Below are 20,966 nucleotides of genomic sequence, written 5' to 3'. Positions count from 1 at the left end.
GCGGCCTGCCGCCCTCATGATCCCTGCCGCTCCCGCGGCATCACGTCGAGGGAGCGGGGTTTGCCGTTGCGCAACACGTCGAAGCGCGTCGACCTGCCTATCCGCTCCTCGCCGAGCAGCCGGATGAGATCGTCCACCGCAGCGACGCGGCGTCCGTCCAGGGCGACGATGATATCGCCCATCAGCAGTCCGGCACTGTCCGCCGGGCCACCGGCTTCGGCCGTGGCGATCATCACGCCGACGCCCTGATCGATGCCGGCCGCCATCTGCACGCGGCGGGCGATCACCGCCTGCTGGGCGGCAATGCCGATGGAGGCGCGCCGCACGCGGCCATGCCGGATGAGCTGCCCCATCACGAAGCTCGCCGTGTTCGACGCCACCGCAAAGCAGATCCCCTGCGCGCCCATGATCACGGCCGTGTTGATGCCGATGACCTCGCCGAGCGTGGAGACGAGGGGGCCGCCTGAATTGCCCGGGTTGAGCGCCGCATCGGTCTGGATCACGTCGTCGATCAACCGCCCGCTCTTGGCGCGCAGCGAGCGTCCGAGTGCGGAGATCACCCCGGTCGTCACCGTGGCCTCGAAGCCGAGAGGGTTGCCGATGGCGATCGCCACCTGCCCGCGCCGCAACAGGCTGGAATTGCCGAGCCGCGCCGAGGGCAGACTGACCGGCTGCTCGATGTGGACGAGGGCCAGGTCCGTATCGGGATCATCACCGATCAGGCGCGCATCGAAATGACGGCCATCCTGGGTTTGCACCGAAACGCGGGCGGTCCCCTGCGCGACGTGGCTGTTGGTGAGTACCAGGCCGTCCGGTGAAAGGATGACGCCGGAGCCGGACCCTGCCGGCTTGCCGCCCTTGCGGATGTCGAGCTTCACGACGGCGGGACCCACGCGTTCGGCGACGTCGATGACGGTGTTCGAATAGGCGTCAAGCAACAGCCCGTCTTCGGGCGTGGAAAGGGATGATGTCTGTTGAGGATGCGTATCCTCGTCCAAAATCACGGAGGGTGTATCGTCGAGCAACATGGTATCGACCCAAGACAAAGAAATTGAATACTGAGCACCGATATGGGAATGCCGCCGCCTTGCGGAAAGTCCCCTTCCCCCCGCCCCCGGCATGGCGGAAAAGCGGGTTCCCTTGGCTTTGCATAGCTGCGCTTGATCGAAACGATCAAAAATGATCATGACCGGCGGCATCGACGGACCGTTGCGCTCGGCTCGAATTTCGTCTGTTGTGCTGGTCCCTCAGTGTGCTTGTCCGAGTCACCATGAACATCCTGTCCATTCAGTCCTGGGTCACCTATGGCCATGTCGGCAATGCCTCGGCGGTTTTCCCGATGCAGCGCCTGGGCTGCGAGGTCTGGGCCATCCATACCGTGCAATTTTCCAATCACACCGGCTACGGTGCCTGGAAGGGCCGGGTCTATGACGGCACCATGGTGGATGAACTGGTCGAGGGCCTGGCCGAGCGCGGTGTCCTGCCCCTCTGCGATGGCGTGATCTCCGGCTATATGGGTTCTTCCGATATCGGCAACGCCATTCTCGCCGCCGTCGACAAGGTGCGCAGCGCCAATCCGGCCGCCACCTATTGCTGCGATCCGGTGATCGGCGACATCGGCCGCGGTGTCTTCGTAAGGCCGGGCATTCCTGAATTCATGCGCGACCAGGCCGTGCCGGCCGCTGATGTCATCACCCCCAACCGCTTCGAGCTCGAATATCTGGCCGGGCGGGAGGTACGCAGGCTCGCCGATGCCAAGGCCGCGGTGACCGCCCTGCATGCCGTCGGCCCCAAGGTGGTGCTGGTGACCTCCCTCGACACCGACGACACGCCGGACGACGCCATCGACCTGCTGGCCTCGGACGGCAACGGCTTCTACAGGGTGCGCACGCCCCGGCTGGGGCTCGACATCAATGGAGCGGGCGACGCGATCGCCGCACTGTTCAACCTGCACTGGAAACGCTCGGGCTCGGCAGCCGAAGCGCTGGACCTTGCCAGCGCCTCGATCTACGGCCTGCTCAAGCGCACCGCCGAGGCCGGCTCGCGGGAAATCCTCACCGTGGCGGCCCAGGATGAATTCGTGACGCCGAGCCGTCGCTTCGAGGTCGTCGCGGTATAGGGCAAAATGCGACTTCTCGCACGTTGCTCTAACTCTCTGTTTTGACGCGTTTTCTTGATCGAAAAGGCTATCAGCTTTTCTGGAAGACGTTTTCGTTTCCGCCGGATCGTCCGCGCGCAGAGCCCTGCCCTACAGGTACGGTCCTTCATCCCTTTGCCTTGCGAGGAACCTTCTGATGCCCCGTCGTTTCTATACGCTCGATGTCTTCGCCGACCGTGCCCTGGCCGGCAACCCACTCGCGGTGGTGCTCGATAGCGAGGGACTTGATGCCCCCGCGATGCAGCAGATCGCACGCGAATTCAACCTGTCGGAGACTGTCTTCGTCCTGCCACCGGACGACGGCCGTCATCGAGCCCGCATCCGCATCTTCACGCCGGGCCTCGAAATGCCCTTCGCCGGGCACCCTACCGTTGGCACGGCCGTGCTCCTGGCACTGCTCGACCATGACCGCAAGCCGGGTGACTATCTGTTCGGGCTGGAGGAGCAGATCGGAATCGTGCCCTGTGCGGTCTCGCTCAAGGATGGCAGCGCCTATGCCCGGTTCGACATTCCGGCCCTGCCGACCGAGCGTGGCGCACCGGCAGCCACGAACCTGATCGCCGAAGCGCTCGGCCTGAGCGAACATCAGATCGGTTTCGAGAACCACCATCCCACCGTGTTCGGCACGGGTTTCCCCTATACGTTCGTGCCTGTCCGGTCGCTGGAAGCCATGGGACACATCCGCATCAATACCAGCCTGTGGACGGAGGCTTTCGGCCAGGAGGGCCTTGGCGCGGCCTATGCCTATACGCGCCAGACCGCCCAGGCCGGATCGAGCTTCCACGCCCGCATGTTCTCGCCCGGCGATGGCATCCCCGAGGACCCCGCCACCGGGTCGGCCGTGGCCGGGCTCACCGGCGTGATTGCCCGTTTCGATGATCTCGCCGACGGCACTCGGCATTTCCGCATCGAGCAGGGCTTCGAAATGGGCCGTCCTTCCCTGATCGACCTCACCATGACCATCAAGGGCACGCGTCTGGCCGGAGCCTCGATCGGCGGCGCAGCCGTGATCGTCAGCGAGGGAAGCCTGCATGTCTGAGCCGGAGATCGTCGAGCTCGACGCCATCGATTGCCGCCTGGAGCAACGGCCCTGGCGGTTCGCCGAGGAGAATGCCGAAGCGATAAGAGCGCATTGGCAGAAGGTGATCGAGGCCAAGCCGGCGAGCTTCAATGGCAAGATCCTGCTGCTGCATCGCTGGCAGATCATGGGACGCCGGTTCAGCGGCGCCTATCTGATGACCGATTATGCCAGCTTCCTGGCCTGGCGGGATTTCGGCATGCCGGGCGAGGCCCGGTGGAACTGTTTCGCCATGGCCGCGCTCGAGGCCGCCGACGGCGCCTTCCTGCTCGGCGAGATGGCCGAGCATACCTCCAATGCCGGAGCGATCTATTTCGCGGCCGGCACCCCGGACCCCTCCGACCTCGATGGCGATATCGTCAATCTCGCCGGCAGCGTGACCCGCGAACTGGAGGAGGAGACCGGGGTCACCACGGCCGACGTCGAAATCGCTTCCGGCTGGACCGCTGTTTTCCACGGCCCGCGCATCGCCCTGATGAAATCGGTGCGATCACCCCTGTCTTCGGTCGAGCTCAAGGACGGGATCGAGCGCTTCCTGGCCGAAGACGAGAGGCCGGAACTCGAGCGCATGCATGTCGTTGCGTCATCGGCCGACATCCGCGCCGATCGCATGCCGGCCTTCCAATGCGCCTATCTGGCGCATCGGCTCGATACCTGACGGCACGCCTTAGCGAACGGGATAGCCGTGGCGGCGCTGCGTCGAGGAAATCAGCGCCTGGGCCTTGGCGTCATCGCCGGCGCGGCAGGCCTGGCCCGCGTCGGCCAGATCCTTGCTCATCGCATCATGTACCTTCTTGTCGGCAAAACCGGTCTTCACGTCGCCGTCGATGACGCGCTGCACGAAGGCAATGCGCTCGGAGCAGGAAGCGGCCAAGGCCGACGATGACGAGATCGCCAGCAGGGCGAGACAGATCAGGAAACGCATCGGGTAGGTCCATTGGTTGATGTCCTGTGATCGCAGGCAAGCGCGTCGCTCTCAAGTCCTTGCATCCACCTCTCCACCGCAAAGGCATTTTGGCGTCGTGCCCGTCGCGGCATTTCCCCTTGCCCCCTCCATCACAGCACTGTACAAGCCCTTGCACCTGATGGCTCCGGGCCATCACAGGAAAGGGATCGAGCCGTGGCGATATCGCCCGCCAAATTCGAGACGCTTGCGCATCCGGCGCCGGCGCTCGCGCTCGCCCTCCTTTCCGGCCTCCTCCTTAGCCGCCCCTGAGGGCCGGCCGGGCTTCAGCCTGGGCGCTCAGGGGAATACGATCGCGGTCGACTAGCCTCGCCGCCCCTTTCTTTGGCTAAGAGTTTTCGACATGACATATGCAGGCAAGGTTTCTCAGTTTTCCGCTCCCAAGGTTGACGTCGCCGCCAAATACAAGCCGTGGCCGCCGATCGACCTGCCGGACCGCCAATGGCCCTCCCGTGCCATTACGCAGGCGCCGACCTGGTGCGCCGTCGATTTGCGCGACGGCAACCAGGCGCTGATCGAGCCGATGGGCCACGAGCGCAAATTGCGCATGTGGGACACGCTCGTCGGCATGGGCTTCAAGGAGATCGAGGTCGGCTTTCCCTCGGCCTCGCAGACCGATTTCGATTTCGTTCGCTTCCTGATCGAGACGGGCCGCATTCCCGACGGTGTTGCCATCCAGGTGCTGACGCAGGCGCGCGAGGAATTGATCCGCCGCACCTTCGAGAGCCTGAAAGGCGTCAAATGCGCCATCGTGCATCTCTACAACTCGACCTCCGAGCTGCAACGCCGCATCGTCTTCCGCCAGGACCGCGCCGGCATCCGCGACATCGCCGTCAACGGCGCCAAGCTGATCATGCAGCTCACCAAGGAACTGGGCATGGAGGCGAATATCCGCCACCAATATTCGCCCGAGAGCTTCATGGGCACCGAACTCGACTTCTCCAAGGAGATCTGCGAGGCGGTGATGGACGTCTACCAGCCCACCCCCGACAACAAGCTGATCCTGAATCTGCCGCTCACGGTCGAAATGTCGACGCCCAACGTCTATGCCGACCAGATCGAATGGATGTCGCGCAACATCAAGAATCGCGACAGCGTCATCATCTCGCTGCATCCGCACAATGACCGCGGCACCGGCGTGGCGGCGACCGAGCTCGGCCTGATGGCCGGGGCGGACCGTGTGGAGGGCACGCTGTTCGGCAATGGCGAGCGCACCGGCAATGTCGACCTCGTCATCCTGGCGGGCAACCTGATCATGTCGGGCGTCGATCCCCAGGTCGACATCTCCGACGTCAACGGCCTGGTGCGCGTGGCCGAGCATTGCAACCAGCTGCCGATCCACCCGCGCCATCCCTATGCCGGCGAGTTGGTGTTCACAGCCTTCTCCGGCTCGCACCAGGACGCGATCAACAAGGGCTTCAAGGCAATCGAGACGGCGACCTCGCCGGTGTGGGAAGTGCCCTATCTGCCGATCGACCCGAAGGATCTCGGCCGTTCCTATGAGGCGGTGATCCGCATCAATTCGCAATCCGGCAAGGGCGGCATCGCCTATATCCTGGAAAAGGAACACGGCATCGAATTGCCGCGCCTGCTGCAGGTCGAGTTCTCGAAGGTGGTGCAGGGCATCGCAGACGGCGAAGGCGTCGAGCTCGGCGCCGACCGGCTGTGGAATGCCTTCACCCGCGAATATATCGACAACGGGCGCTACGCTTTCCTCTCTCACCAGATCGTCGGCGACACGGAGAGCGAGGAGCGAACCATCACCGCGCGCATTCGCGATGAAGGTGTCGAAAAGACCATCACCGGCGTCGGCAACGGCCCGATCGATGCCTTCGTAGCTGCGATGCGGGCCGAGAGCGGTCTCGACTTCGATGTCGCCAATTATCGCGAGCACGCCATGGGCTCTGGTGCGAATGCGGCGGCCGTGTCCTATGTCGAATTACGCATTGCCGACGGCTCCACCTTGTTCGGCGTCGGCATCGACAAGGACACCACCAAATCGGCCCTCAAGGCTGTGACTTCCGGTGTGAACCGCATCCTCAAGCGCTGATCGGCAACCTGCTTGCCACAAAAAGGAAGCCGGCCCTGAGGCCGGCTTCTTTCTTGCTGAAGTCAGGAAAAACCGCCCTTACTGAGGTAGGGTCGCCTGCGGCTGCCGGTTGGCGCTGCGATAGAGCTTCCATTCGTCGACGCGCCGGCCATCCGGCAGCTGGCAATCGGCCCGTTGGCCTCTCGCCGACTGCACGGGGATGGACCTGCCGCCCTGCTGCGCACAATAGGTCGAGGCCGGATTCGCCATGCCGGGCGCCTGTGGCGTCGCCATGCCGGGCGTCGGCGGTGCTGCCATGCCGGCCGCCTGCGGATCCGCCATCGGATCTTGTTGGTTAGAGACACACCCCGTCACGATGAGGCAGGCGAATACCAGCGGATAGAACATCTTCTGCATGGTACCTCCAGTGCTTTTCGATGGATGGATTGAGGAGCGTGTCCGTGCCGCATGAGGAGCAGCGCACGATGCGAACAGCGTCCGCATCATCCTGGGACGCTCCGGTCAGGGGACAGTCTCTGAAGCGCCCCCACCGTTACCTATATCCTATTTCTCTCGATCTTGAACCCCGAATATCCGAATTGCCCACAGATCTACCCTAGAGACAATATAATAGGACATGGCCCGCAAATAGCGGGCCATGATGGAATTACTGCGCTATTCGGAAATCCTCTATCCTGCCGTGGCGCTCTCATCGCGCAGGCGCTGTGCGTACACATTGATGATCAGTGCGATCAACAGAATGACGCCGCGGATCAGGATCTTGAGGAAGCTGTCGATCTCGACATGATCGAGGCCATTGTTGAGCACACCGAGCACGCACAGACCGACGATGGTGTTGCCGATGCCGCCGCGTCCGCCGAACAGGCTGGTACCTCCGACCACGACGGCCGCGATGGCATCGAGCAGATAGCCGGTGAACTCGTTCTGCTGTGCGCTGCCGAAATGGGCGACGCCCACCATGCCCGCCACACCCGAGCATAGAGCCGCGATTACCATCACGCTGGCCAGGATCATCTTGACGTTGATGCCCGAGAATTCCGCTGCCTCGCGGTTGCCGCCCACCATGTAGATGTAGCGGCCAAAGCGCGTATAGGTCAGCACGATATGGCCAACGCCGAGGAAGACCGCCAGCACGATGACGATCCAGGGCAGACCGCCGACGCTGCCCGAGCCCAGTGTCGAGACCAGGTCCGGCACCGCATAGGCGATCTGGCCCCGCAGCAGCAGCGCACAGATACCGTCGGCGATCTGCATCATCGCCAGCGTCATGATGAAGGAGGGAATGCCGATCCGCGTCAAGCCGAAGGCGTTCACCAGCCCCAGCGCCGCGCAGGCCACCAAGGCCAGCACGATCGCCACACCGCCGGGCATGATGAAATTGGCGTTGGCGATGTTCACATAGGATTCCTGCGCCGTGAAGAACGCCACCGCCACGCCTGTGACGTTGGCGACCGAGGCGACCGACAGATCGATCTCCCCGCACAGGATCACGAAAGTCAGCCCGACGGCGATGATGCCCGTCACCGAGATCTGCACCAGGATATTGGCCAGATTGTCGAGCGAGAGGAAGGAAGGGCTCGCCACTGCAAAGAAAATCACCAACGCCAGCAAGGTGGCGAAAGGCGCGATGTTGCGCATCTGGTTGCGCAAGATCGCGCCAAGGCCTTGGCGTGCAAACTGCGCCTGGCTGCCATCCTGAACCGGTGTGCTCATTCCTCAAAACTCCTAACCGATCTGGAGTGCCAGCCTCCGGCCGACAAGCCAAAGAAATGTCAGCCGGAGGCTGACACTCCGTCAGGCCGCTTCCAGCAATTTGTCCTTCGAGATCGTCTCGGCTGCGAACTCGCGCACGATCCGTCCCTTCTTCATCACCACGACCCGATCGGCCAGCGAGAGCACGGTCTCAGGCTCCGCCGAAACCACGATCACCGCGAGCCCCTTGTCGCGCAGGTCGCGCACGATCTTCACCACATCGTCCTTGGCGCCGACATCCATGCCGCGGGTCGGCTCCGACAGAATCAGGACCTTGGGCATGTGGGTCAGCCATTTGGCGAGGGCAACCTTCTGCTGGTTGCCGCCCGAGAGCGAGCCAAGCAGGGCGTTCACCATGGGCGGGCGGATATGCAGGGCCTCGATATGTCTCTGTGCGGTCTTGCGCTCCACGCCCGGCTTCAGCCAGAGCCGCGAGATCTTCTCGAGAATGCTGATCGAGATGTTGCGATAGAGCGGCTGGTGATGGAACAGCATCGAGCGTCGGCTCTCCGGCACGAAGGCGATACCCGCCTCGCGCGCCTGCGCCGTATTGCGCAGGGTCCTGGCCTTGCCCTCCAGCTCGATATGCCCCTGGGCCGGCTTGAGCTTGCCGAACAGCGCGCGGGCGAATTCGAGCTGGCCGCAGCCCATGAAGCCATAGACACCGAGCACTTCGCCCGCACGAACGTCGAGCGTCACGTCGGCAAAGGCCCGCCCATAGCTGAGGCCCTGCGTCGCCAGCACGGGCGCGCCTTCCGGTCTTGCCGGCAAGGCGATCGACCCCGAATAGCTTTCCTCCAGCCCCTCATGGCCTCGGCCGATCATGTGTTCGATCAGCCAGTTCTTGTCGATGCCCTCGGTCGAATGGGAGATGACGTGGCGGCCGTTGCGGAAGATCGTCACCGCATCGGAAATGCTCAGGATGTCGTCGAGGAAATGCGAGATGAAGACAATGCTGCGGCCGTCGGCCCGCACCTTGCGCAGCACCTCGAACAGCCGCTGCACCTCCGGCGGCGAAAGCGCCGATGTCGGCTCGTCGAGGATGATGATGCGCGCGCCTGAGAACAGCACGCGGGCGAGTTCGATCAATTGCTGCAGGCCGATCGGCAACGCCCCGATGCGCATGCGCGGATCGACGTCGATGCCGAGATTGCGCAACTGCTCGCGCGCGCCCTTCACCATGGCCGGCCAGTCGACCAGGCCGAAAGCATTGAGCGGTTGCTTGCCGAGATAGACATTCTCGGCGACGGTAAGATCGGGAACGATCGAGAGTTCCTGATGGACCATGGAGATGCCGGCGGCAAGGGAGTCATGGGCGGAGCGGAAATGCACCTGCCTGCCATCGATCTCCAGGCTGCCCTGATATTCGGTGTGCACCCCGGCGATGATCTTCATCATCGTCGACTTGCCCGCCCCGTTCTCGCCGACCAGGCCGTGGATCTCACCGGCCCGCAGCGTGAAATCCACGCCCTTGAGGGCCGCCACGCCACCAAAGGACTTGGAGATGTCGGTCATCTTCAGGCGCGGAGGCGCATCGGCCGTCGATTGCTTGTCGTCTGGCGCCATCATGCCTCTCGGAAAGCCGTGGTGTGCTTGGTTTCGGACTGGAATCGAAAAGTCGCGGCCAATTCGGGAGAAACGCCACTTTTGTCATGCCCGGGCTCGTCCCGGGCATCCAGATACCGCAACCCGATGGGTCCGTGGCCCTGGATCACCGGGACGAGCCCGGTGATGACAAAAAGTGGAGGTTCCTACTATTCTTCCGGCTTGTTCGTTCAAACCGGCACGCCGACCTCAGATCAGATAGTGCTTTTCCATCCAGAGCATGCCGGCGGCGTTGTCCTTGGTGACGACGGGACCGTCGGTGACGACATTCTTGGGAATGCCGCCTTCGCCGGTCTTCTCGCCACCGACCACGGCCGCGACGCCGGCGACGATCGCCCCGCCATGGATGCGGCAGGACGGGTTGCGCACGGTGGCGAACATGCGTCCGTCCGCAACGGCCGAAATGGCTGGCGGCATGGCATCGACGCCGCCGATCTTGATGTCGGTACGGTTGCGCGCCTTCATGATGTTGTAGGCGGCGAGCGCCATGTCGTCATTGTGGAAGAAGGCCGCATCGATCTGCGGATATTTGGTCAGGTAGGTCTCCCATAGGCGGGCTGCCTTGGTGACGTCCCAGTCGGCGGGCTGCGTATCCAACACCTCGATGTTGGGGAACTGCTTCACCACGCTTTCGAAGCCCCTGGCGCGGCCCTGGGCACCGGTGTGGCCGAGGGCGCCCTGGGTCATGATGATCTTGCCCTTGCCGCCAATGGCGTTGCACAGGGCCTGCGTGACCGACGCGCCCATGAACTCGTTGTTCGGGGCGAGGAAGCTGTGCACGTTGATCTTGTCGAGCGGTGCGATCAGCGTGTCCATGTCGATCACGGGAATGCCGGCATCGATCATCTTCTGCACCGGCTGGGTTAGCGTGCCGATGCCGAAGGCCTGGATGGCGACGAAGTCCCATTTCTGGGAGGCCATGTTGTCGATGGCGGCGCGCTGCTTGACCGCATCGAGTTGGCCGTCAAACCAGGTGACCTCGACATTGAAGAGTTTGCCCCAATATTCGGCGGCTTCCTTGCCCTGGGCGCACCAGGTCGCCTGCAGGCCCGCGTTGGAGAAGGCCGCCTTGAGCGGCTTTTCGGAGCGGCCGGCCACCTTCGCGGCCTCGGCGGCAAAGGCCGGATCGAGGCCGAATCCCCCGAATAGGGCCGCGGCAGCGCCGGCGGAGAACGAAGCAGAACGAATAAAATCGCGCCGCGTATGCGGCGTCCTGTCCTTAGGCATCCATTTCCTCCCTCGAGCAAAGCGTGTTCAGAACGCTTGTTTGCTCTCACCCTTTGTTTCGACGCGTCCTTGCGATTCCCGGCGATTCCACCAAATCGCAAAGCGCTCCGGCATATTGCTTTCGGCGCACAGCACCGATGCGGCTCTTTGCGAGCCTGGCGCAGGCGGTTGAATCCGCTGCGCTGACACCATCTTATGTTTGTTCCGACAATTGACAACCGCTATTCTTTTGACCGGATAGTTTCTTCAAGCTGGCGAGCGCTGTGGACCGGTACCGCAGCCCGGTGGCAAGACCCATTCGGCCACAGTACGGTCATGGGCATGGTCAAGCTTTCCATTGCCATCGTCGGCGCGGGCGTCGCCGGTCTGGCGTCAGCCTCCTGTCTCGCCGATGCAGGCCACCGCGTGGTGGTGTTCGAGCGCTTCGAGCAGGCCAAACCGGTGGGCGCCGGGCTTTTGCTGCAGCCGACGGGCTTGGCCGTGCTCGATCGCCTCGACCTGCGCGAGGGTGCCTCCGCCCTGGGCAGCCGAATCGAGCGCCTGTACGGACGCTGCGGCCCGACGGGGCCCCTGATCTTCGATCGGCGTTATGACGAGCTGCTCCCCGGGCTCCACGGGATCGGCATTCACAGGGCCAGCCTGTTCCATTTGCTGATGGCGGCGGCCGAAGCGCGCGACATTGCCCTGGAGCAATCAGCCGACATCACCGGCATCGAGAGCATCGAGAACCGGCCCGTGCTCGAGGACTCGGCCGGACGGCGACATGGCCCCTTCGATCTGGTGGTCGATGCCGGCGGCGCCCGCTCAAGCCTGCGCGACAGGCTCGGCGCACCGCAGCGGCGGCCTTATCGGCATGGCGCGGTCTGGGGCGTGGCCGGGGATACCGGCTTCGGCCGCGACGCCCTGCAGCAGCGTTACCGAACGGCGCGCTTCATGATCGGCGTGCTGCCGGTGGGACGCCTGCCCCATGATCCCACCCCGCTCAATGCCTTCTTCTGGAGCATGCCGGTCGAGGATCTCGATCGCTGGAGCGAGACCGATCTCGCCGCCTGGCGGGCCGAGGTCACCGCGATCTGGCCGGAAACAGCGACGCTGACGCGGCAATTCACCCGGCACGAGCAGCTGACGCCGGCGCGCTATGCCCAATTGACCGTTGCCGATCCGGTTAAAGGGCGCCTCGTCCTGATCGGCGATGCCTGGCACCAGACCAGCCCGCAGCTCGGCCAGGGCGCCAACATGGCGCTGCTGGATGCGGCTGCCCTTGCGGACGCTCTCAGCCTGCACCGGGATATCGATGACGCCCTGCCCGCTTTCGTGGCGCAGCGTCGGGGCCACATCCGCTTCTACCAGATGGCCAGCACCGTGCTGACCCAGTTCTTCCAGTCGCATTCGCGGCTGACAGGACCGGTGCGGAACCTCGCCTTCGGCCCGATGGGCCGACTACCCTGGCTGCGCTCCGAAATGGTCAAGACCCTCGCGGGCCTGAAGACCGGCCCCTTCTCCTGGCGCGCGCCGGCGGAGCTGGCCGGCTTGGTTTCTCCGTCCTGACCGGCTCGGAGGTGTCGACAAGCACGTGAAGCGCCGTCTTTGTCATGCCCGGGCTTGACCCGGGCATCCAGCAGCCCCGACTTCAATGCCCGCAAGGAAGGCTGGATCGCCGGGTCAAGCCCGGCAATGACAAAGGTAGAGCCAATCCGCTTCGTCTATTGTGGACGATCCCTCAGCGGTAAAGATCCTCGCGCGTCGGCGGCAGGCCGGAGGGGCCCTTCGCCTTGCGGGAGGCCAATGTCTGGAAGATGCCGACCGCGGACCGCTCGAAGGCCAGCGAGCAGCCGGCGAGGTAGAGCAGCCAGATCCGGGTCTTGGCCTCGCCCACCTCAGCCGCAGCCTGGTCGCGCCTTGCATAGAGATTTTCGGCCCAGGCCTTGGTGGTGCGTGCATAGTGCTCACGCCAGGCCTCGACGTCGTGCACCTCGAAGCCATTGCCCTCCAGGCCGTTGGACGACATGCCGACGGTGTCGAGCTCGCCACCCGGGAAGATGTAGCGGGTCAGCGCCGCAAATTCCGGCCGCTTCTTGCGGAATTTCTTCATGTCGCGCTTGGCCGGCCGGGCAATGGCATGGTGCAAATAGAGCCCACGCGGCCGCAGCAGGCTATGGATCTTCCGGAAATAGGCTTCGTGATTGTCGAGCCCGACATGTTCGAACATGCCGATGGAGGCGACCTTGTCGTAGCTGCCGGTCAGGTCGCGATAATCCTTGAGCTCGACGGTGACGCGGTCCTGGAGGCCGAGGCGGGCGATGCGCTCCTGGGCGAAATCGAACTGCTCCTGGGCCAGGGTCACGCCGTGCGCCGTGACGCCATAGTGCTGGGCGGCATGGCAGATCAGTCCAGCCCAACCCGAGCCGATGTCGAGGAAGCGGTCGCCCGGCTGCAGCCGCAGCTTGCGGCAGATCATGTCGAACTTCGCCGTCTGCGCTTCGTCGAGCGTGGTTTCGGGCCTCGGCCAATAGGCGCAGGTATAGGCCATGGTCGGTCCCAGAAAGAGGCCGTAGAACTCGTTCGACAGGTCGTAATGGAACTGGACGAGCGGCTTGTCGTCCCGGCCCTTCTCGACCTTGTCCTCGATCTTGCCGGCGAAATCATGTTTTTCACCGGCACCCTGCTTGGGCAGGGAACGGGTGACGAAGGGCCACAGGCCACGGGCGAGCTGCAACTTGCTCAGGCGCTTGAACAGGCCCTTGGTGTTCATGCTTCCGCGCCGTTCAGCGACATCCAGAAGCGTGCCGCCCTCAATGGTGAGGCTGCCATCCGCCAAGAGCTGGATGAGCTGGTCGAACAGCGCGTGCGGCCGCCGCACCAGCCGGGTGATCGCATCGGCGTCCGCGATCTTGAGGCGCAGATCCGTGCGGGCCTTCGGGCCGAGCGGCACGACCTCGCCGTTCCACAATTCGACAGCAAGGTCGGCCTGCAGCTGATCGGCCAGATGCGAAATCAGCCGCTTGGCGGCATTGAGATATTTGTCCACGGGGCCTCCGCACGATTGGGAGGCGTTATACCGTGATTTGCAGGCGGCGCCAGCGTCTCAGTGGATGCGGAACTCCTGTCCGACCGCACGCAGCTCGGCAGGCTTTATCAGTCCGCTGTGCGACACGGTCACCGAATGCAGGGCACCTTCGAGCTTGTCGCGCCAGAAGGCCAGGAACCTGTGCAATTCCGGAAAGGCCGGAGCCAGATCATATTCCTGCCAGACATAGGCCTGCAGCAACGCCGGATGATCCGGCAGACGATAGAGAATATTGGCCGTGGTGAGACCGTACCCTTCCAACTGACGCCGAAACGCAACAGACACCATTTCCGTCACCTCCATGGTGATTGGAGACAGCATGATTGCACCGCAACCTTAAGGAAATGGCAACATCAATTTGGAATTAATCCATAAGAATCAATATCTTATCACTCAATGAACGGGAGTGCTGCTAAAGCATTAAAGCCGGGGCAATGCGGCTCGCCTAAGCGCCTTCGAGTTTGCACGACCTTTGTCCTCGCCGGGCTTGACCCGGCAAGGACAAATCGGAGCCCTTCCTGCGGCTACGGGCAAGAGATCTTTTCGCCTCAGTCGATCGCCTGCCCCGTGCGATCGCGCATGGTGGCCAGGGTCAGGACGCTGACGAGCGCCGCCGCCGCCACATAGAAGGAGGGCGCGATAGTGAGCCCGGTCCTCTCGATCAGCAGCGTCACGATCAAGGCGGCGAAGCCGCCGAACAGCGCCACGGCGAAATTATAGGCAAGCGACAGGCCGGTCGAGCGCAAGGCGGCCGGGAATTGTTCGGCCAGCAGCGCCGGTGCGGGGCCGGTGAAGGCGGCGAGCAGGAGGCCGAGCACGACCTGCACGGCGATGAGAACCGGCAGCGTCGGATTGGCGTTGAGCCAGGCAAACAACGGTATCACCAGAATGCCGATGGCGATGGCCGCCATGAGCAGGAGGGTCTTGCGGCCGATGCGGTCCGACAGCCGGCCGGCGATAGGGCAACCCAGCATCAGCACGATGCCGCCGAGCGTGGTGGAGATGAAAGCGTCCTTGGCCGGGATCTTCAGGAACTTCTCGACATAGAGCGGCATGTAGAACAGCAGCACATAGGTGCAGACAGTCCACAGGATGGTGACGCCGAAACCGGAGGCGACGCCGCGGCCATGGGCACTCAGCGTCTCGAACAAGGGGCTCGCGCTCTTGCGCGTGGTCTCGGCCGAGAAGACCGGCGTCTCGTCGAGGCGGGCCCGGATATAGAGCCCCACCGGCCCGATCAGCAGGCCGAACCAGAACGGCACGCGCCAGCCCCAGCTCTCCACCGCTTCCTGCGGCAGGAACTGGGTGATGGCGACGCCGCACAACCCGCCCAGCACCACCGCGAGCGCCTGGCTGGTCTGCTGCCAGCTCGCCGCCAGGCCTCGCTCGGCAGGCCTGGCATATTCGACCAGATAGGAAGTGGCGCTGCCGACTTCGCCGCCGGCCGAAAAACCCTGGATCAGGCGGGCCAGCATCAGCACCACCGCTCCGAACACGCCGGCCTGCGCATAGGTCGGCGCAAAGCCGAGCAAGGCCGTGCCGAGCGCCATGGTCAGGATGGTGATGGTGAGGGCGGCCTTGCGGCCATGACGATCGGCATAGACACCGAGGACGATGGCGCCGACCGGTCGCATGCAGAAACCGACGCCATAGACCGTGACGGTCAGAAGGATGGCGGTCAGCGGATCTTCCTTGGGAAAGAACTGCCGCGAGATCAGGGCTGCAAAGAAACCGTAGACGGTGAAGTCGAACCATTCCAGGCCGTTGCCGATGGTCGCCGCAACAATGGCGTGCAGTCGCTTGCGATCAGAAACGAGAATCCCGGCCGATGATTCGATCGTCATACCCAATATCTCCGTTTAAGCGGTTTGGTATGACATTTGACAGTGTGATGACGACACTGTCCAGACCGTCTCCCGATTCAAATGAACCGGGAGACAGGATTGCTACACTTCAGTATTCGGAAAACAATACTTTCGAAAGCTTAGTTGCGGGCCTTGTCGACCAGCTTGCCCTTGCTGATCCAGGGCATCATGCCGCGCAGCTTCTCGCCGACCACTTCGATCTGGTGAGCGTCGTTCAGGCGGCGGATACCCTTGAAGCGCGAGGCGCCGGAGCGATATTCCTGCATCCAGTCGGAGGTGAACTTGCCGGTCTGGATGTCCTTGAGGACGCGCTTCATCTCGGCCTTGGTCTCGTCGGTGATGATGCGCGGACCGGTGACATATTCGCCCCACTCGGCCGTGTTGGAGATCGAGTAGTTCATGTTGGCGATGCCGCCCTCATAGATGAGGTCGACGATCAGCTTCACTTCGTGCAGGCACTCGAAATAAGCCATTTCGGGCGCGTAGCCGGCTTCTACCAGCGTCTCGAAGCCGGCACGGATCAGCTCGACCAGGCCGCCGCAGAGCACGGCCTGCTCGCCGAACAGGTCGGTTTCGCATTCTTCCTTGAAGTTGGTCTCGATCACACCCGAACGGCCGCCGCCCACGCCGCAGGCATAGGAGAGCGCGATGTCATGGGCGTTGCCAGAGGCATCGTGATGGATGGCGATCAGGCAGGGCACGCCGCCGCCCTTCTCATATTCGCCGCGCACGGTGTGGCCCGGGCCCTTGGGCGCGATCATGATGACGTCGACGGTCTTCTTCGGCTCGATCAGGCCGAAATGCACGTTGAGGCCGTGGGCGAAGGCGATCGCGGCGCCGTCCTTGATATGGGGAGCAATTTCGTCGCGATAGATGTCGGCCTGCAGTTCGTCGGGGGTGGCCATCATCAGGAGGTCGCCCCACTTGGCAGCGTCCGGCACGGTCATGACCTTGAGGCCGTCGGCTTCCACCTTCTTGGCGGTGGTCGAGCCCGGGCGCAACGCGATCGCGATCTCCTTGACGCCCGAATCCTTGAGGTTCATCGCATGGGCACGGCCCTGCGAGCCGTAGCCGACGATCACCACCTTCTTGGTCTTGATCAGGTTCAGATCGGCGTCGCGATCATAGTAAACGCGCATGGTCCCTTGTCCTTCAGACAGTTCATGATGGGGAAATGATGCGGGCGAATAGCCCGACATCGGGTTTGAAGCAATGTTTGTGATGAGAAAAAGCGCGATGGGCTTCATTTCTTGCGCCCATCGCCCTGTTGGCGCATGGAAAGAAGGGCCTAGAGCGGCTCCGGGCCGCGGGCGATCGCGGCAATGCCGGTACGCGAGACCTCGACGAGGCCGATCGGGCGCATCAGCTCGATGAACTGGTCGAGCTTCTCGCCCTTGCCGGTCAATTCGAACACGAAGCTCTCGACGGTGGCATCGATCACCCGGGCCCGGAAGGCGTCGGCGATGCGCAGGGCCTCGCTACGCGCCTCGCCCTTGCCGCGCACCTTGATCAGCATGAGCTCCCGTTCAAGGGCCTTGCCGGTCAAGGTGAGGTCGACGACCTTATGGACGGGAACGAGGCGGTCGAGCTGCGCCTTGATCTGCTCGATCACGCTGGCGGTGCCGGTGGTGACCACGGTGATGCGCGAGACGTGCTCGGCATGCTGGGTCTCCGACACCGTCAGGCTTTCGATGTTGTAGCCACGGCCCGAGAACAGGCCGACGACGCGGGCTAGGACACCCGGCTCGTTGTCGACCTCCACCACGAGGGTGTGGGTCACGATCGTCTCGGCCGTCGAGGCCATGAAATAGGCGGATCCGGTCATTGGGGGTTCCAGATGGATGTGGGGCGGTGGAGCGCTCCTGGGACCGCCGGCATCTTGCCGGCTCTTTCTTTTTCTTCGAACCCGATGGTTCCAAGAGCCGGCAAGATGCCGGCGGTCCGAGGAAAATCATCACACCAGTTGCTTGCCCTTGGCGTCGATCACGCTGCCGATGTCGATGGCCGCGTCGCCCAGGATCATCTCGTTATGTGCCTTGCCCGACGGAATCATCGGGAAGCAGTTCTCCGACTTGTCGACATGGCAGTCGAAGATGACCGGATGCGGCGTGTCGATCATTTCCTTGATCGCAGCGTCGAGATCGCCCGGCTTGGTGCAGCGGATGCCGACCCCGCCATAGGCTTCCGCCAGCTTGACGAAATCGGGCAAGGCCGCCGAATAGCTTTCCGAATAGCGTCCGCCATGCAGGAGTTCCTGCCACTGGCGCACCATGCCCATATATTCGTTGTTGAGGATGAAGATCTTCACCGGCAGGCGATACTGCACCGCCGTCGACATCTCCTGCAGCATCATCTGGATCGAGGCCTCGCCGGCTATGTCGATCACCAGTGCATCCGGATGGGCGAGCTGCACGCCGATCGCGGCCGGGAAGCCGTAGCCCATGGTGCCGAGGCCCCCCGAGGTCATCCAGCGGTTGGGATCCTGGAAATGGAAATGCTGGGCCGCCCACATCTGATGTTGGCCGACCTCGGTGGTGATGTAGACGTCGCGATCCTTGGTGAGCTGGTAGAGGCGCTCGATGGCATATTGCGGCTTGATCGTCTCGTCCGAACCGCGATAGGCCAGCGACTTGCGGCCGCGCCAGGCGGCGATCTCATCCCACCAGCTTGCCAAGGCCGCCTTGTCGACCGTCGGCTTCAATTCGCGCCAGGCCGCCAGCATCTGCTCCAGCACATGGGCGCTGTCGCCGACAATGCCGATATCGACCTTGACGTTCTTGTTGATCGAGGAGGGATCGATATCCACGTGGATCTTGCGGCTGTGCGGTGAGAACGCATCGATGCGCCCGGTGATACGGTCATCGAAGCGGGCACCGATATTGATCAACACGTCGCAATCATGCATGGCCAGATTGGCTTCGTAGGTGCCGTGCATCCCCAGCATGCCGAGCCATTGCGGATCCGCCGCCGGGAAGGCGCCCAGGCCCATCAGGGTCGAGGTCACCGGGTAGCCGGTGAGCTTGGCGAATTCGCGCAGCAGCGCCGTGGCCCGCGGGCCGGCATTGACCACGCCGCCGCCGGTATAGAACACCGGCTTCTTGGCGCCGGCGATCAAGGCCACCGCTGCCTTGATCTTGTCCTGGTCGCCTTCCAGGCGCGGGCGATAGGTCTTGTGGATGTTGTCGGTCGGCTTGAAATACTCGCCCACCTTGAACTGCACGTCCTTGGGGATGTCGATCAGCACCGGGCCGGGACGGCCGCTTGCGGCGATCAGGAAAGCCTCGTGCAGGATGCGCGGCAGGTCCTCGATGCGCTTCACCAGGTAATTATGCTTGGTGCAATGGCGCGTGATGCCGATGGTGTCGGCCTCCTGGAAGGCATCCGAGCCGATCAGATGGGTCGGCACCTGGCCGGTGATGCACACCAGCGGGATCGAATCCATCAGGGCGTCGGTCAGGCCGGTCACGGCATTGGTGGCGCCGGGGCCGGAGGTCACCAGCACGCAGCCCACCTTGCCGGTGGAACGCGCATAACCCTCGGCGGCATGGACGGCGGCCTGCTCGTGCCGGACGAGAATGTGACGAAGCTGTTCCTGCTGGAAGATTGCGTCATAAATCGGCAGGACCGCACCGCCGGGATAGCCGAACAAGGTGTCCACACCCTGGTCGATCATGGCTTGCACCACCATTTCCGCGCCGGTCATTTGCTTCGTCGACATCGCCTTTTTCCTTGGCTTTTTCGAGCTTCGAATATCGTTCGCTTGTGTTTCGGGCAATAAAAAAGGCCCTCGAGGGGCCCATGTGCGTCATCGTAGGAGATTCGGGCTAACCCCGCTCCACCGACAACGCCAAACCTACGATAAGGATGTTGCGCAAGATCGCGCTCCCAATTTTCGAAAGTTACGGGGTTGTAAGGGTTGGCATTCGGGCGGTCAAGCGCTGATTTGCAGAAATTGGCAATTGTTGCGCAACATCTGGCAAAGCTAGTCTTTCATTGCCGTCCTCCGCCTCGCCCGCAGCGGCAAGCCCCGATCAAGAGAGAAACATGATGTTCGACAGCCCCGAGGATGCAAGGCTGGCCTTGCAGGCCTATTTCGACACGCCGCACATTGAGATGCTGGTCGAGGCGCTGGTGCCGACCCTGGTCTTTGAGGTGGCGCCCGGCAAACGGATCGTGGTCGGCGACACCAAATTCGGTGGCCGGCCGGACCTGCCCGCAGGCTCGGCCTGGCCTCGTCCGCCGGCACCCGCTGATCCGGAGGCGATCGCCAGCCAAGGCAATGCGGAAGCTGGCGCAGAAATGCGGCGGCATCTGGCGCAAGGCCTGCCCTACACCTTCATCGCCCAGATCGATCTCGCGGAGGCCGCCAGCCTCGGCAATGCCGCCTCTCCCCTTCCCCCGGACGGGCGCCTGCTGTTCTTCTACGATCTTGCCGTCGGACCATGGGAGACCGGCAAGCGGCCGGCCAAGGTGATCTGGGATCGGGCACCGCGGAACAAGCTCGCCACGCTGGCCATGCCCGAAGACCTGGCGCGGGCGGCTGAGAAGGCGCGCCGCGACGCCGCTGAAAACCGGGCCAAGTACAAACTGCCTGAACCATCGCAGGCGGAAGGCAGCAACTATGAAGCCCCCGAACGCGGCATGACCCTGCGTGCCAGTCTGAGCCTGCCCGATCCCAGTGCCATCGAGATGGAGGCATCGGCCAAACTCAATGCCGCCTATTCGGCGGCCGAAGGAACGCAAAGCGGCAAGAACGGACAGAGCTTCGAGGAGGCCTATGGCGAGGCGCTCACCGCCGGCGGCAAGCTCAAGCCGGCAGGACGCTGGCACCGGCAGCAACTCCTGGGCAGCCCGCAGCCGGAACAGGACGATCCCCGCTACGATGCCGTCATTGTCTCGCAATTCGGCAAGCAGCATTTGTCGTCGGACGAATGGAAGAAGGAACGCTCCGCCGTCATGGCGGCAGCCCATGATTGGGTACTGCTGTTCCAGCTCGACCTCGCCGATTGGAGCGCCGGCGCCTGGGGCGAAGGCACCGTCTACTTCCTGATGCGCCGAAAAGATCTCGAACAGCGCCGTTTCGATGAGGTGGTCGCCGTCTACCAGCAGACCTAGGATTCACCCGTCCATGAACGAAACGAGCTAGCTCGACCTTTGTCATCGCCGGGCATGACAGGGGTAGAGCGTCAGTTATTTCCGG

18 protein-coding genes are annotated in these 20,966 nt (G+C 63.4%); 6 read left to right on the top strand and 12 right to left on the bottom strand.

Annotation, left to right across the window (positions count from 1 at the left end; translation table 11 throughout):
• Positions 1-14: 14 nt before the first annotated feature.
• A complete protein-coding gene (locus QM672_RS07270; RefSeq protein ID WP_394309425.1) occupies positions 15-1,025 on the bottom strand; it encodes a S1C family serine protease in 1,011 nt (336 codons plus the stop codon).
• Between the two features lie 245 nt (positions 1,026-1,270).
• On the opposite strand from QM672_RS07270, the gene pdxY reads away from it, so the two are divergent.
• The 3 genes from pdxY (at position 1,271) to QM672_RS07255 (ending at position 3,894) form a co-directional block, all read left to right on the top strand.
• On the top strand, positions 1,271-2,119 hold the full coding sequence (pdxY, locus tag QM672_RS07265) for a pyridoxal kinase PdxY (RefSeq protein WP_311945013.1): 849 nt from the start codon (positions 1,271-1,273) through the stop codon (positions 2,117-2,119).
• Positions 2,120-2,294: 175 nt separating this feature from the next.
• On the top strand, positions 2,295-3,197 hold the full coding sequence (locus QM672_RS07260) for a PhzF family phenazine biosynthesis protein (protein WP_415081575.1): 903 nt from the start codon (positions 2,295-2,297) through the stop codon (positions 3,195-3,197).
• Complete coding sequence (locus tag QM672_RS07255) at positions 3,190-3,894, top strand: NUDIX hydrolase (protein WP_415081573.1); 705 nt, start codon at positions 3,190-3,192, stop codon at positions 3,892-3,894. Before QM672_RS07260 ends, QM672_RS07255 begins: the two co-directional genes overlap by 8 nt.
• A 9-nt stretch (positions 3,895-3,903) precedes the next feature.
• On the opposite strand, the gene QM672_RS07250 is transcribed toward QM672_RS07255, so the two are convergent.
• Entirely contained in the window at positions 3,904-4,161 is a 258-nt protein-coding gene (locus QM672_RS07250; protein ID WP_415081571.1) for a hypothetical protein, read from the bottom strand.
• Positions 4,162-4,543: 382 nt separating this feature from the next.
• On the opposite strand from QM672_RS07250, the gene leuA reads away from it, so the two are divergent.
• Positions 4,544-6,250, top strand: a complete 1,707-nt coding sequence (leuA, locus tag QM672_RS07245; RefSeq protein ID WP_415081569.1) for a 2-isopropylmalate synthase — start codon at positions 4,544-4,546, stop codon at positions 6,248-6,250.
• Positions 6,251-6,328: 78 nt separating this feature from the next.
• Here leuA and QM672_RS07240 read toward each other — a convergent pair whose 3' ends face one another.
• The 4 genes from QM672_RS07240 to QM672_RS07225 all read right to left on the bottom strand — a co-directional run bounded on the left by QM672_RS07240 (position 6,329) and on the right by QM672_RS07225 (position 10,834).
• A complete protein-coding gene (locus tag QM672_RS07240) occupies positions 6,329-6,646 on the bottom strand; it encodes a DUF333 domain-containing protein (protein WP_415081567.1) in 318 nt (105 codons plus the stop codon).
• Between the two features lie 273 nt (positions 6,647-6,919).
• Complete coding sequence (locus tag QM672_RS07235; protein ID WP_394308094.1) at positions 6,920-7,963, bottom strand: ABC transporter permease; 1,044 nt, start codon at positions 7,961-7,963, stop codon at positions 6,920-6,922.
• An 81-nt stretch (positions 7,964-8,044) separates the two neighbouring features.
• Positions 8,045-9,571 carry a sugar ABC transporter ATP-binding protein gene (locus QM672_RS07230; protein WP_415081564.1) on the bottom strand — a complete coding sequence of 509 codons (1,527 nt, stop codon included), beginning with the start codon at positions 9,569-9,571 and terminating at the stop codon, positions 8,045-8,047.
• A 225-nt stretch (positions 9,572-9,796) separates the two neighbouring features.
• The gene (locus QM672_RS07225; RefSeq protein ID WP_149251383.1) at positions 9,797-10,834 is read right to left on the bottom strand and encodes a sugar ABC transporter substrate-binding protein; all 1,038 of its coding nucleotides are present in this window, start codon (positions 10,832-10,834) and stop codon (positions 9,797-9,799) included.
• 321 nt (positions 10,835-11,155) lie between these two features.
• Between QM672_RS07225 and QM672_RS07220 the strand changes: the two genes are divergently transcribed.
• Positions 11,156-12,382, top strand: coding sequence for an FAD-dependent oxidoreductase (locus tag QM672_RS07220; RefSeq protein WP_415081562.1), 1,227 nt, complete (start codon positions 11,156-11,158; stop codon positions 12,380-12,382).
• 172 nt (positions 12,383-12,554) lie between these two features.
• Here QM672_RS07220 and QM672_RS07215 read toward each other — a convergent pair whose 3' ends face one another.
• The 6 genes from QM672_RS07215 to QM672_RS07190 all read right to left on the bottom strand — a co-directional run bounded on the left by QM672_RS07215 (position 12,555) and on the right by QM672_RS07190 (position 19,484).
• Positions 12,555-13,862, bottom strand: coding sequence for a cyclopropane-fatty-acyl-phospholipid synthase family protein (locus QM672_RS07215; protein ID WP_311941549.1), 1,308 nt, complete (start codon positions 13,860-13,862; stop codon positions 12,555-12,557).
• A gap of 57 nt (positions 13,863-13,919) precedes the next feature.
• Positions 13,920-14,189, bottom strand: coding sequence for an usg protein (locus QM672_RS07210; RefSeq protein ID WP_311942019.1), 270 nt, complete (start codon positions 14,187-14,189; stop codon positions 13,920-13,922).
• A 260-nt stretch (positions 14,190-14,449) separates the two neighbouring features.
• Entirely contained in the window at positions 14,450-15,745 is a 1,296-nt protein-coding gene (locus QM672_RS07205; RefSeq protein ID WP_415081560.1) for an MFS transporter, read from the bottom strand.
• A 140-nt stretch (positions 15,746-15,885) separates the two neighbouring features.
• Positions 15,886-16,905, bottom strand: coding sequence for a ketol-acid reductoisomerase (ilvC, locus tag QM672_RS07200; protein WP_311941555.1), 1,020 nt, complete (start codon positions 16,903-16,905; stop codon positions 15,886-15,888).
• A gap of 149 nt (positions 16,906-17,054) precedes the next feature.
• Positions 17,055-17,591, bottom strand: a complete 537-nt coding sequence (gene ilvN / locus QM672_RS07195) for an acetolactate synthase small subunit (protein ID WP_202908416.1) — start codon at positions 17,589-17,591, stop codon at positions 17,055-17,057.
• A gap of 129 nt (positions 17,592-17,720) precedes the next feature.
• On the bottom strand, positions 17,721-19,484 hold the full coding sequence (locus tag QM672_RS07190; protein ID WP_311941560.1) for an acetolactate synthase 3 large subunit: 1,764 nt from the start codon (positions 19,482-19,484) through the stop codon (positions 17,721-17,723).
• Between the two features lie 326 nt (positions 19,485-19,810).
• On the opposite strand from QM672_RS07190, the gene QM672_RS07185 reads away from it, so the two are divergent.
• Positions 19,811-20,881: a DUF1963 domain-containing protein gene (locus QM672_RS07185; RefSeq protein ID WP_415081558.1), complete on the top strand. Its 1,071-nt coding sequence runs from the start codon at positions 19,811-19,813 to the stop codon at positions 20,879-20,881.
• Positions 20,882-20,966 lie beyond the last annotated feature (85 nt).

The sequence above is a fragment of the Labrys sp. (in: a-proteobacteria) genome, from assembly GCF_047605565.1.
Lineage (GTDB): Bacteria > Pseudomonadota > Alphaproteobacteria > Rhizobiales > Labraceae > Labrys > Labrys neptuniae.
The sequence above is the reverse complement of the archived record's forward strand: the minus strand, read 5'-3'. Positions and strand labels throughout refer to the sequence as shown.